The organism is Sodalis sp. CWE, from assembly GCF_019646055.1.
In the GTDB taxonomy this organism is placed as follows: domain Bacteria; phylum Pseudomonadota; class Gammaproteobacteria; order Enterobacterales; family Enterobacteriaceae; genus CWE.
In genome coordinates this window covers 401,681-415,613 of sequence record NZ_JAESFE010000001.1, presented here as the reverse complement: position 1 = coordinate 415,613, position 13,933 = coordinate 401,681, and the positions used below count along the sequence as shown (strand labels likewise).

The 13,933-nt window shown below is 30.9% G+C and carries 11 protein-coding genes and 2 tRNA genes; all 13 read left to right on the top strand.

The annotated features are described in order from the left end of the window. The first annotated feature begins 79 nt into the window (after positions 1-79). The 13 genes from eno (at position 80) to trmD (ending at position 13,929) form a co-directional block, all read left to right on the top strand. Positions 80-1,393, top strand: coding sequence for a phosphopyruvate hydratase (gene eno, locus JK145_RS01635; protein WP_220665112.1), 1,314 nt, complete (start codon positions 80-82; stop codon positions 1,391-1,393). A 620-nt stretch (positions 1,394-2,013) separates the two neighbouring features. Next, on the top strand, positions 2,014-2,301 hold the full coding sequence (gene ftsB, locus JK145_RS01630; protein WP_220665111.1) for a cell division protein FtsB: 288 nt from the start codon (positions 2,014-2,016) through the stop codon (positions 2,299-2,301). A 34-nt stretch (positions 2,302-2,335) separates the two neighbouring features. Further along, positions 2,336-3,010 (top strand): 2-C-methyl-D-erythritol 4-phosphate cytidylyltransferase, encoded by a 675-nt coding sequence (ispD, locus tag JK145_RS01625; protein ID WP_220665110.1) that lies wholly within the window; start codon positions 2,336-2,338, stop codon positions 3,008-3,010. A gap of 18 nt (positions 3,011-3,028) precedes the next feature. Continuing rightward, complete coding sequence (ispF, locus tag JK145_RS01620; RefSeq protein WP_220665109.1) at positions 3,029-3,496, top strand: 2-C-methyl-D-erythritol 2,4-cyclodiphosphate synthase; 468 nt, start codon at positions 3,029-3,031, stop codon at positions 3,494-3,496. Between the two features lie 796 nt (positions 3,497-4,292). After that, complete coding sequence (gene nlpD, locus JK145_RS01615; protein WP_220665108.1) at positions 4,293-5,276, top strand: murein hydrolase activator NlpD; 984 nt, start codon at positions 4,293-4,295, stop codon at positions 5,274-5,276. 1,030 nt (positions 5,277-6,306) lie between these two features. After that, on the top strand, positions 6,307-7,374 hold the full coding sequence (recA, locus tag JK145_RS01610; RefSeq protein ID WP_220665107.1) for a recombinase RecA: 1,068 nt from the start codon (positions 6,307-6,309) through the stop codon (positions 7,372-7,374). Between the two features lie 420 nt (positions 7,375-7,794). Beyond that, entirely contained in the window at positions 7,795-10,473 is a 2,679-nt protein-coding gene (gene alaS / locus JK145_RS01605) for an alanine--tRNA ligase (protein WP_220665106.1), read from the top strand. Positions 10,474-10,728: 255 nt separating this feature from the next. Continuing rightward, on the top strand, positions 10,729-10,896 hold the full coding sequence (csrA, locus tag JK145_RS01600; RefSeq protein ID WP_220665105.1) for a carbon storage regulator CsrA: 168 nt from the start codon (positions 10,729-10,731) through the stop codon (positions 10,894-10,896). 257 nt (positions 10,897-11,153) lie between these two features. Next, positions 11,154-11,241, top strand: a tRNA-Ser gene (locus JK145_RS01595). Between the two features lie 12 nt (positions 11,242-11,253). Next, positions 11,254-11,327 (top strand) — tRNA-Arg (locus JK145_RS01590). A gap of 959 nt (positions 11,328-12,286) precedes the next feature. After that, the gene (rpsP, locus tag JK145_RS01585; RefSeq protein ID WP_220665258.1) at positions 12,287-12,559 is read left to right on the top strand and encodes a 30S ribosomal protein S16; all 273 of its coding nucleotides are present in this window, start codon (positions 12,287-12,289) and stop codon (positions 12,557-12,559) included. After that, positions 12,531-13,118 carry a ribosome maturation factor RimM gene (gene rimM, locus JK145_RS01580; RefSeq protein WP_370627582.1) on the top strand — a complete coding sequence of 196 codons (588 nt, stop codon included), beginning with the start codon at positions 12,531-12,533 and terminating at the stop codon, positions 13,116-13,118. The genes rpsP and rimM overlap by 29 nt, the downstream gene beginning before the upstream one ends. 43 nt (positions 13,119-13,161) lie before the next feature. Continuing rightward, complete coding sequence (gene trmD, locus JK145_RS01575) at positions 13,162-13,929, top strand: tRNA (guanosine(37)-N1)-methyltransferase TrmD (protein WP_220665104.1); 768 nt, start codon at positions 13,162-13,164, stop codon at positions 13,927-13,929. Positions 13,930-13,933: the final 4 nt, after the last annotated feature.

The window sequence follows — 13,933 nt, the reverse complement described above, 5'->3', positions numbered from 1 at the left end:
TAAACTTCAAAAGTTGATCTTCTTAAAAGATAATCATGATAATTACTTATAAATAAATATCTCATAGGAGAAATATAAAATGTCTAATCTAGTTAAGATTATTGGACGAGAAATTATTGATTCTAGAGGCAATCCTACAGTAGAAGCAGAGGTGCATCTTAAAGGTGGTTTTGTTGGCCTAGCCTCAGTGCCTTCTGGATCTTCAATAGGAACGCATGAAGCAGTAGAGTTACGAGATAACAATAAATCTCGCTTTCTAGGAAAAGGTGTTACTAAAGCAGTTGCTGCAATAAACAATGCTATCGCTCAAGTTTTAAACGATAAAGACGCAAAAGATCAATCTATAATTGACAGGCTTATGATCGATTTAGATGGCACAAAAAATAAGTCTAAGCTTGGCGCTAATTCTATACTAGCCGTTTCTTTAGCTGTTGCTAAAGCAGCAGCTGCATCAAAAGGTATACCTTTATATGTACATATTGCAGAATTATATGGCTTGCAAGGCAAATATTCTATGCCATTACCAATGATAAATATCATTAATGGTGGTAAACACGCTAATAATAATATTGATATTCAGGAGTTTATGATCCAACCAATCAGCGCAAAAAATGTTAAAGAAGCAATTCGAATGGGGTCTGAAGTATTTCATAACTTGGCGAAAATTCTAGAAAGAAAAGGTATGAGCACCGCCGTAGGCGATGAAGGCGGGTATGCGCCAAATTTAAAATCAAATTCAATTGCACTAGACCTTATTCAGGAAGGAGTTGAGAAATCTGGTTACATACCAGGCGAAGATATAACTATAGCTATAGATTGTGCAGCTTCTGAATTTTTCGAACAATCTACTGGAAATTATAATATGAAGGGTGAAGGTAAAGTATTTACTTCACAAGAATTTGTCCATTACCTGGAAAATTTGACTAAGAGGTATCCAATACTATCTATTGAAGACGGCTTAAGCGAGTTAGATCTAAGCGGTTTTTCTTATCTGACCAAGGTTTTAGGTAATAAAATTCAATTAGTAGGAGATGATCTATTTGTAACTAATACAAAAATATTAGAACAGGGTATTAAAAAAGAGATTGCAAATGCGATCCTTATCAAATTCAATCAAGTTGGTACATTAACTGAAACTTTAGAGGCTATTAACCTTGCTAAAAATGCAAAATATTCAACTATTATTTCCCATCGTTCTGGTGAAACGGAAGATTCTACGATCGCTGATCTAGCAGTAGGAACTGCAGCCGGACAGATTAAAACCGGGTCTATGAGTCGTTCTGATCGAATAGCAAAATACAACCAGTTAATTCGCATTGAAGAAGAGCTTAGCGTTGTTCAAGCACCTTTTTTTGGCTTAAATGAAATACGATGTAAAAGGGATGTTTTATAAAATTTAATTATCCATTTCTAGCAAGAAAATCATTAATAAAAAATTATATGTTTTTTCTAAAATTAATTTTCTAAACTTAGAACTGTAAAATTTTTACATTTTAGAGAGATGTTTATCGTCATTAAATTTTTCTTATTGCGAAAGGATATTTATTACTCACTAAAACGAGATAATTCTTAAAAAAGAAGAATTAGGTATTGCTATTTGATATACAGTTAACTCATGTGATTCTTATTAAGATTTTTTAAATATAAAATAAAAAACTTAGTAAAGGTTTTTTATTTTTTAAATGCATTCAGTGTGAAATTTGACCTCTAAGTCTTCCTTGTAGGAACATATTACAAGAAAACTATATAGTATATTATATATAATCGATTAATTAGCAAATAAGCATCATTATTTAAAATTTATTATTATTTTCTTGAAAATGGCTAACATCTTCTAAATTGTTTTTAGACTCCCGTACATTTTTTAATTAAAAAAATTGTATAATTTATGCTTAATTAGTGAAATAATTTTCATAAAAAATTTTACAGTTTAGTGTTAAGTGACCTTCATCAAAATTAACGCAAAAAATAATTTTAAATAAATTATTTCTACTATCAGTTAGAGAGGAAAAAATGGGAAAACTAGCGGTATTGTTATTAATTATATTCGGTTGGTTACAATATTCGCTATGGCTTGGAAAAAACGGTTTATATGATTTAATCCGTATTAAAAATCACATCGCAATACAAAAAAGTAAAAATATACAACTTAAAGCTCGAAATAGTCAACTTTTCTCGAAAATCAACAAATTTAACAATCAAGGTCAAGAATTTATTGAAGAGCGCTCACGCAACGAGCTCGGTATGATAAAGTCTGGAGAAACTTTTTATCGTTTGGTTCCTATCACGCAAAATAATTAATAATAATTATTCTACTAACGATAGGAGGTAAATCTTGACTAACGTTATTGCTGTATTGCCAGCAGCTGGTGTAGGTAGTCGAATGGGTAGTGATATACCAAAACAATACCTTACTATCGGCAATAAAACACTACTTGAACACGCTATTGAAAGACTATTCAATCATCCATATATCCATGAAGTGATTGTAGCAATAAATGCAAACGACCATTGGTATTACCGATTATCAATTTCTAATGATATACGAGTGCGTGTTGTTACTGGCGGTTTAGTTCGAACTCACTCAGTTATGGCTGCCTTGCGTTACACAAAAACAGCATCATGGGTTTTAGTACATGACGCTTCTCGTCCATGCTTACACCAGGATGACCTCTTTCGCCTGCTAAAGATAGTAGCTTATACTAACATAGGTGGGGTTTTAGCGGTTCCAGTACGAGACACAATTAAACGAGCATATGCTGGCTCTAAAAATATCTTTGTCACTGTGGATCGAAAAGATTTGTGGCATGCTTTAACACCTCAATTATTTTCACGTAATTTACTAGTGATTTGTCTCGAGAAGGTTATATCTAAAAACATAACAATAACAGATGAAGCGTCAGCGTTAGAGTATTGTGGTTACTCACCGTTATTAGTTCCAGGGCGAGCAGACAATATTAAAGTAACCTATCCAGAAGATCTAGAACTTGCTCGTTTTTTTCTTAGCTAAAAGGTTGGAGCAACATAAATGCGTATTGGGCATGGGTTTGATATACACAAGTTTGGCGGAATCAAACCGCTTATTATTGGTGGAGTTTGCATTCCTTATTCACAAGGATTATTAGCACACTCCGATGGAGATGTCATGTTACACGCTATTATTGACGCCTTGTTAGGAGCATCAGCTCTTGGTGATATTGGTAAGCTATTTCCAGACTCCGATCCAACTTTGATTGGAATAGAAAGTCGAATATTATTACGTGAAGTTTGGCAAAATCGGATCAAGAATTATCATTGTTTGGGTAATTTAGATGTTACGCTGATAGCTCAATTGCCAATTATAACAAGTTACATTTCGAATATGCGTACAAATATTTCGGAAGATCTTAACTCTCATATTGATAGTATTAACATCAAAGCAACTACTACTGAGCAACTAGGTTTTATTGGACGAAATGAAGCTATTGCTTGTGAAGCAGTGGTACTAATTTTTTAAAAAACTGCATGCAGTGGTAATTAAAAAAACATCCGCTTCAAACGTTATTTTATAAATGAACAAAATAGTAATTTATTTGAGCAAATTTTTACTAAAAATTAAATAATCATAATTTATATTGATTAATGTGATTAGTGTATATGCAAAATATGCACAAAGCATGAAATATTTTAATATGCTCTAAGAGTTGGCTTGTTTATAGCGAGTTTCATAGATTTTTTTATAATTTTTTATAGTTACATTAGGTGATATCTATTAAGAATATCAGTGAAAAAAAATTGTAGTCGCAGATAAGTTTATAATAACTTGCCTTTTAAGAAAATTCTTAAAAAGAGATAAGAATAATTTTTAATTAATTTAAATTGCAGTACTGATAATTCAGTGTCAGAAGTTTTTTCGAAAAAAAAGTTCTTTATTATTTAATAATTAAGTTTATTTATTTTAAATTTTCAATAAAAATATTAATAATTATTTTACTCATTTAAATTATTATTGTTGTATAGAGAGGATCCCTGAAGGGATCTCTTATGTAACTAAATTAGTTAAGGTATTAATATTTCTGCCAAAGAGTTTAATATTTAATTTTAGTTAAAAAATAAATATAAAATATAATAGATAATTTTGAATCATTCGAGATTACTTTTTGATAAAAGACACTTATATAAACTTATTTAGTAGTTTAAGTCCAAAAATAATCAGCTTATTGAGGTTATGAATAAGATAATAGCACTGTAGGGAAGGGTTAAATTTGGAAAAGCAAAGGAATAAGAGGTGCTGCTATTACGTCATAATTTTTATGTTTGTCATAGCATTCTGTACGTTAGTAGGATGTGGAAGCAATGAGTTTAATGCTCCAATTGCTAAATCAATGAAATGTAAGAAAAAGCAAACTAATCATTTTCAGAAAGAATTTTCTAAGCGTTACGATCAACATCGACAGGTTCCATGTTTTGATACGAAATACCAAGTAAAAAAGGGCGACACATTGTTTTATATTGCTTGGATTACTGGAACTAACTATCACTTTTTAGCAAAAAAGAACAATATCCCAAAACCATACAATATATATGTTGGGCAAACTATATATCTTTATAAAAAGAAAACAACACAGTTAATTACCAATAATAAACTACCATTACCTAAGACCACATTAATTACTAGTAAAATCCAAAAAAATACTGGATTCGCAACTAATTCTGGCATTACTCCAACATTAAAAAATGTAGACAGTATTAATTCTGATCAAAATTACGAATGTATTAATAGGAAAGATGCTAAGAAAATATCTTTACCGTCAAATGAAAATATTTTTTCTGCTTCTCCTTCCAGGGAAGTTTCAATTAAGTCGAGGTCAATATTTGATAAAGAAAAAAATATTAAAATGCATAGTAGCAATTTACCAACATTTAATTGGAGTTGGCCAGCATACGGAAAAATTATTGGGAGCTTTTCTTCATTGGAAGGTGGTAATAAAGGCATTGATATTTCTGGCAAAAAAGGTCAACCTATTTTAGCAGCCGCCAGTGGTAAAGTAGTTTATGTTGGTAATGCTTTACGCGGATATGGTAATTTGATAATCATTAAACATAAAAACGATTACTTAAGTGCTTATGCTCACAATGATAGAATCTTAGTTAGAGAACAAGAAGAAGTAAAAAACGGGCAAAAAATTGCTACTATGGGAGATACTGGAACCAATATAATCAAATTGCATTTTGAAATTCGACATAAAGGAAAGTCAATAAATCCTCTTTGTTTTTTTCAAAAAAAGAACAAATAATATTGCCTGCAACGCACTTTCTTCATTATATCAAAAAAAATATTATTCTTTAATATAAGCCATTTTTTACTGCACATAATAAGAAGAGAATTAAGAATTTTTATATGCTTGAATAGGTAAATAAAATTATCAAGTAGATTTATATTAAGTTTTTTAAGAACAAGAAAAATTCGGACAGTGATTTTGTATATTAGATGTTTCACTTTACGCAAAATACTTAATAGTCTTTCTTAAAAGAAGAGTTTTTATAGAAAATTACAAAATTACAGTGATTTCCAGAAAAAGCCAATCATTAAAGTTAGTAAAGTTATTAGTTAAATTTATTTAAATTAAATGCTTTTATATTCGTGAAATGAACTAAACTTGCCTATGCTTTGGTAAAAGCATAGGGCTTACATTTCATGATATCTACTTTAATATTATTAGTTAAATATATTTATTAAACAACATTCAAAAACTCCTTGTGATAAATTCCATGTTTCATAATCTTCTTCTTAAGAAGATCAAAATTAAAAATTAGATTTAGAATAGATTTAAATTAAAGTTTTAATAATTTTACATATAATTTATTAGTTCTTTTTCGTTCTAAATACATCGTACGATTAATTTGCATAAGATTATAATTTATTATGTTATAATTTCTTCCTTTAAAAGGACATGATAATTTTTATATACTGCTCATAGCAAGAATATCTATAGCACTAAAAATGTTCTAATCTTAGATTAGTAATTTAATGTTAACTAACAAAAACAATTGATAAGCCTTTAAGGAATTTTTTAATTGGTATTGTTTAAGTTAAAAAAAAGAGCTCGCAATCTATATTTAGTACAGTTGTTGATATAGATTTAATTAACTAATAATATATCCAGCCAGATAAAGTAAACATATATGCATTCTGCATGTTATTAAGATTATAAAAATAATTTGTTTGTCGCATGTTTTTAATATAAAAAAATACCTTTTAGGCTTGATTCGTGCGCTAAATTATAAATTTATAAAAAAGGAGAGGATGGCTCTCTAGGAGCTAAAATGGTTGTTGATGAGAATAAGCAAAAAACGTTAACAACAGTGCTAGCCCAAATTGAAAATCAATTTGGTAAAGGCTCAATAATGCGATTGGGCGAAAATCGCTCTATGGATATTGAGATAATTTCTACAGGTTCTCTTTCTTTGGATATTGCTTTAGGTACTGGCGGTTTACCAATGGGTCGTATTGTCGAAATTTATGGTCCTGAATCATCTGGAAAAACAACTCTGACTTTACAGGTTATTGCCGTAGCACAGCAAAAAGGAAAAACATGTGCTTTCATCGATGCTGAACATGCTTTAGATCCTGTTTACGCAAAGAAATTAGGAGTTGATATTGAAAATTTGTTATGCTCTCAGCCAGACACTGGTGAACAAGCGTTGGAAATTTGTGACGCTTTGGTTCGTTCCGGTTTAGTAGATGTTATTATTGTTGATTCTGTAGCAGCGTTAGCACCAAAAGCAGAAATTGAAGGTGAGATCGGTGATACTCATATAGGTTTAGCTGCACGTATGATGAGTCAGGCAATGCGAAAACTGGCAAGTAACTTAAAGGCTGCTAACACATTATTGATTTTTATTAATCAAATTCGCATGAAAATTGGTGTTATGTTTGGTAATTCGGAAACCACTACAGGTGGAAATGCGCTTAAATTTTATGCCTCGGTTCGTTTAGATATTCGTCGTGTTGGTTCGGTAAAAAAAGGAGATACAGTAATAGGTAATGAAACACGCGTCAAAGTTGTAAAGAATAAAGTTTCTGCCCCGTTCAAACAAGCTGAATTTCAAATTATTTATGGAAAAGGCATTAATATATTTGGTGAGCTAATTGATTTAGGTGTTAAACATAATCTAATTGAAAAAGCAGGTTCTTGGTATAGTTATGCTGGAGAAAAAATCGGTCAAGGAAAAATCAGTGTTTGCAACTTTTTGCAAAACCATCCTAGTATATTTGATGAGTTAGAAAAAAAATTACGTAATATGCTATTGCACAAGAATTCTACAGACATCAATCAACTAAAGGCTTACCATGAAGGTAATGAAGATGAAAATGAAAAAGTTGATGAGTGAGATGAATAGCAATTAGCATGGTTCTTTTTTTAATAAAGAAATAACTCTCCATATTGGAAGATGGCTTTAAATCTTTAAAACAAAGAAAAATTTGATTAACTAAAAGAACATACTTTTCTGTTTTTTCTTTACTTACTAAGTTAAGTAAGATTCTTTAATTACGTTTTTCAAACTTCTTATTAAGAAATCATGGTATGGTAATTTTGTATTTTGATCTAATCAAGTATTCAGTTTTTTATAGTGTTTTCTTCTAAGGATTTTTCTGTAGTGAAAAAACAGCTTGTGCCTATAATAGAGCTCTATTTGTAGAAATACTTATTTAAAATAAAAACCTAATTGTAAATTTTATAATTCTGAAAATATTACTAGTACTTAGTGTCCCCTAAGAATTTGTGATTATCGCATAATTTTAAGTAAAGTATGAATAACAGTACTATTGCAATCCGTCAAATGTTCTTTGACTTTTTTTGTAGTAAAGGACATCAAATGCTGCCAAGCAGTTCGCTTGTCCCTAATAATGATCCAACCTTGCTTTTTACTAACGCTGGTATGAACCAATTTAAAAAAATGTTTCTTGGTATGGAAAAGGCTCCATATCAGAGAATAGTTACCTCACAGCGCTGTGTAAGGGCCGGTGGAAAGCATAACGATTTAGAGAATATTGGATATACACCATTTCATCATACATTTTTTGAAATGTTAGGAAATTTTAGCTTTGGCGATTATTTTAAATACGATGCTATTCGTTTTGCTTGGGAGCTATTAACTGGAGCACAATGGTTCAATTTATCTCAGGAAAAACTTTTTGTAACAGTGCATAACACTGATGATGAAACCTATACTATTTGGGCTAAGAAAATAGGAGTTTCACCTGAACGTATTATACGTGTCGGAAATAATAAGGATAATGCTTGCACTTCAGATAATTTTTGGCAAATGGGCGAAACTGGTCCATGCGGGCCTTGTTCAGAAATATTCTACATTTATGGAGAACAAGGATTAGATAGTTTAAGTTCAATTACAAAAAAAGATAGAAATCAGTGCATTGAAATTTGGAATTTAGTTTTTATGCAATTTGATCGTCAAAACGATGGCACATTGTTATCTCTACCCAGACCTGCTGTAGATACAGGAATGGGACTGGAGCGCATTGCAGCTATATTACAAAACGTTAACTCAAGTTATGAGATTGACTTATTTAAAAAGCTAATTGTAAATATAGCTAAGATGATAGGAACTAATAATCTAAATAGTAAGTCATTACGAGTTATTGCTGATCATATCAGGTCATGTTCTTTCTTAATTAGTGATGGAATCACGCCCTCCAAAGAAGGAAGAGGGTATGTTTTACGTCGAATTATTCGACGTGCGCTTCGTCATGGAAGAACACTAGGCATTAACGAAATTTTTTTCTACAAGTTAGTCCCGTTACTTATCGACACAATGGACAAATCTGCTAACCAGCTACAATGTCAACAAAAATTTATAGAGCAAGTATTACGTCTTGAAGAAGAGCAGTTTTCTCGCACTTTGGAACGTGGATTAATATTGCTAAATGAAGAATTAGCTAAATTAGACGGGGACGTTCTTGATGCAGATACCGTTTTTCGTCTTTATGACACTTACGGTTTTCCAATAGATTTAACCAACGATATTTGTCGAGAGCATAACTTACGTCTTGATGAAGCTGGTCTAAGAACTATTTTAGAAGCAAAACGACAAAATAATAGACTAATTAGAAAAGATAGCCTTATTGCTACACGTAACAACAGTGTGTTACGTACACATTATGATCATCGTACTCGTTTTTTTGGTTATGAAAATCTTCAACATAAAGGAAAAGTGATCTCATTATTTTATAATGATCAATCAGTCAATACTCTTTTTCATGGAACAAAGGCAATGGTTGTATTAGATGAAACATCATTTTATGGAGAATCTGGAGGACAGGTAGGAGATCAAGGAATTTTAAAAGCAAACTCAGGAATCTTCGAAGTCATAGACACACGGAAATATGGTGATATTGTGTTTCATCATGGAACACTTAAATACGGTAAACTGGAATTAGGAGAACAAGTTGCTACTCAAGTAGACAAAATATATCGTACACATATTTGTCTTAATCATTCTGCTACTCACTTATTGCATGCAGCGTTACGTCAAGTGCTAAAACCACATTTTGTTAAACAAAAAGGATCATTGATAGATAATAAACATCTCCGCTTCGATTTTTCCTACCATGAGCCTATGAAGCCAGAGCAAATTTATAGTATAGAAGAAATAGTGAACGAGCAAATTCGTCGAAACTTACTTATTGAGACTGATGTTATAACGTTAAAAGAGGCCAAAGAAAAAGGAATTACAAAAAAAATAAAAACAGAAAACAGTGCTCAAAAATTTAGATTATTGAAAATAGGCGATTTTTCTACTGAACTATGTTGTGGAACTCATGCTACTCACACTGGTGAAATTGGTATATTTCAAATCATATCTGAGTTTGGTATTGCAACTGGGATTCGTCGAATCGAAGCAGTCTGTGGAGCAGAAGCTTTAAAACAAATACATTATAAAGATAGTCTGATACAAAATGTAGCTAAATTACTTAAGTGTAATACTCAAACATTGTTAAATAGAGTACAAACCGTATATGAAAACTCTAAAAAAATGAAAAAAGAACTTCAAAAATTAAGAAATCAACAGGCAATGCAACAATCAAACTTTCTACTTGAAAGTAGTAGAATTCACGATTTTAATGGAACTAAACTTTTAGTGAGTCAATTAGAATATCTTGCACCGCAAGTATTACGTACTATAGTGGATAATCTGAAAAATCAATTAGGAAGATCCATTATTGTCCTTGCTGCATCAGAAGGAAAAAAAGTTAACTTTATAGTCAGTATCACTAAAGACTTAGTAGATCAAGTTAAAGCATACGACATTATTAATAATCTTATGTTAAAAGTAAGTGGCAAAATCAGTGATGGAAAAGGGAAACCTGAGCTCGCCCAAGCAGGAAGTAAAAGTGCATGCGACTTTCAACTTGCATTGAAAAGTACAGAAAAATTTTTAATCACGAGATTCCGTATGAAATTTGAATAAACTTTTAGTTAAAAAACATCGTTTTCTCTTGTTAAAATATTCTGTAAAGTTTCTCTATAAAAGAGATCAAAGATAAAAAATCATGTGTTGAATTTGGTTGCTTTATATTTATTCGAACATAACAACAGGTTATCAATATAAAAAATGTATCATATCATTATGTAATATTTTTGATTACATAATTTTGTAACGCATTACTAATAATATATGTCTGCAAAAACATTAGATTCATTATAATCTTTCAAGGAGCACAAAATGCTTATTTTGACCCGTCGAGTTGGCGAAACCCTCATGATTGGTGATGAGGTCACAGTTACTGTTTTAGGCGTCAAAGGCAACCAGGTACGTATTGGAGTAAATGCCCCTAGAGAAGTTTCTGTGCATCGAGAAGAAATATATGAACGCATTCAAGCCGAAAAATAAGGAAGATTTTATACATCGGTAAGACCTACCTTAGTAATCAATGCTACTTTTGAACAATCTAATTGTTACACATTTCTTATTCTCAACCTAATTTAATTCTTTTCTCTTTAAAAGAGAGATTTAAAAAGACAAAAATTTTACTTAGTAAAATTTTAATTTTTTCTAAAAAAAACATGGCATTACGCAATAGTTGCAAAAATATTTGACTTATTTAACCTCAAAAGTATATAGTTTTATGTTACTTCGTTTTAATACTGGGTGAGGTGGCCGAGAGGTTGAAGGCGCTCCCCTGCTAAGGGAGTGTACAGAAAAACTGTACCGAGGGTTCAAATCCCTCTCTCACCGCTGCTTATTAATGCATCCGTAGCTCAGCTGGATAGAGTACTCGGCTACGAACCGAGCGGTCAGAGGTTCGAATCCTCTCGGATGCGCTACTCTGATAACGCATAGAACGGTACGATTAATTTTTTCCCCAATGCTGTTTTTTGTTTCGCATAAATGAATTAGATATTTTTCTCTTTTGTAAGGTTTATAAAAGGATAAAGACTAATTTTTATTGATTAACCAAATGGGCTACTTATTTTTATTTAGCTTCATCTAATTAGAATGCATTTTTAAGAAAAGATTTGATGAACAGATTTAATATTAACTCAATTAGTTAGTTTAAGTTAAGTTACATATGAAAAACTACTGCAAATGATAGAAAATTGTACTCGCGATAAATCATGAGCCTCTTCTCTAGAGGATTACAGTTCGACTGTTACTAACTAATAGTATTATATCGTAAACTAATCAGAGTAATTTTAAAAAAGAAAATTTTAAAAATTTTTTTCAAAAAATAGAGATTAAATTTATCTATTTTAAACAAAACAATTATCTTACTAAGATAGTAACTTGTTTTAACTTAAGTAAATTAATTAAACATATATTCATAATATAGATAAATATTTGATTTATCCATTTTAATTTGTCAAAATTTGATTAATTTAATATTAAATTAATTTGTTTTTTTAATTTTATTTGAAAAGTCACTTCTCAAAAAATGTTAAAAATGGAAAAACTTCTTATGAAAAGAAGAAAAGTTAATAATTTTATTTTTATACACAAATTACGTAACACAAGTGGATCTTATGCACTACATAAATCTCTTTTTAAGAACTGAGTTACTTTATAGTCTCAGATTTACAAAAATAAAATGTTATTAATTTTACCTTCCAAAAAAGTGATTATTAAAGAATAATTAGTCGTTTTATTAACAAAGTAAATATAGAAAGTGATTCTTTGGAATCTTTAATAAGAATTAAGGTTTGTTTTGTTTTAAAAACAAGTTATTTATTAAAAATAATCTTGTCTATTAAAGATAGAACACTTTTTGAATAAAGAGGATATGGTGCTTACAATTCGTTTAGCTAGAGGCGGTGTTAAAAAACGTCCATTTTACAAAGTTATCGTGACAGACAATCGTAATGCACGAGATGGTCGTTTTATTGAGCGCATCGGATTTTTTAATCCAATTGCAGCTGATGAGAAAAAAGGTTTGTTTTTAAATTTGGATCGTATTAATTACTGGATTAGTCAAGGTGCAAAAGTTTCTAAACGTGTTTCTACTTTAATTAAAGAAGTAAAAAATAGTCGTGATTCCTCTATACAGAAAAAGAAATGAAAAAACATCCTACTACTGTGCTTCACAGCAATTTCCTATTAATCCTATAATAATTGGTCAAATCGGCTCAGCATATGGAGTAAAAGGTTGGTTAAAAATATTCTCATTTAGTGAGAAAGATAAAAATATCTTTTCTTATCAACCTTGGTTTATCAAAGATAAAGTTGATTGGAAACCAATTCATTTAGAAAACTGGAGACTTTATAAAAAGAATTTAATTGTAAAAATTAGAAATATTGAAGAACGAGAAATAGCATCGTTGTTAACAAATCATAAAATTTTCATTGAAACATCCCTATTTTTAAATTCCTCTAACGAGGAATATTATTGGAAGGATATTTTAGGATGTCGTGTTATAACAATTAATGGTTATCAATTAGGAACAGTTGTTAATCTAATAGAAACTGGCTCAAATGATGTTTTGGTAGTAAAAGCTAATCATTTAGCAACTACTTTTCTTCCTCAAGAACGATTAATTCCTTGCATTAATGAAAAAGTAATTAAAAGCATCGATATTATGAATCGCCTCATTAAAGTAGAATGGGATTTAAATTTTTAGTATCTTTTTAAAATTAGAGATAACTGTAGATAGAAATAATTATATGTGGATTGGTATTATTACTTTATTTCCTGAAATGTTTCAGGCTGTAATACACTACGGAGTAGTGGGTCGTGCAGTGAAAAAAAAATTACTCAATATAGAATGCTGGAATCCACGTAATTTTGTGAATCAAAATTATGTTGTAGACGATCGTCCTTATGGAGGCGGACCTGGAATGGTAATGACAGCATACCCTCTGCGAAATGCGATTCATGCAGCAAAAAATAAAGCTGGAGGAAAAGCAAAGGTAATCTATCTCTCCCCTCAAGGGCGAACACTTAATCAGCAAGGAGCAAATGAATTAGCTACCAACGCAAGAATAATATTAGTTTGCGGTCGATATAAAGGCATTGATGAACGTTTATGTATTTCAGAAATTGATGAAGAATGGTCGATAGGTGACTATGTACTTAGCGGGGGAGAGTTAGCAGCAATGGTAATGATTGATTCAGTATCTCGTCTTATCCCAGGTGTATTAGGGCATAGCTCTTCAGCAGAACAGGATTCTTTTTCCAAAGGAATGCTGCTGGACTGTCCTCACTATACTCGTCCAAGACTATTGGATAATACCATGGCAGTGCCGCACGTTTTACTTTCTGGTAATCACAACAAGATTCATCGTTGGCGATTGAAACAATCTTTAGGTCGCACTTGGTTAAGAAGACCTGAAATACTCGAATCTATAACTCTTTCTAAAGAACAAGTAAAATTGTTAGTTGAGTTTCAGAGTGAATATTGGTCAAATAATACAACCAACGTATCTGACTAGTGGA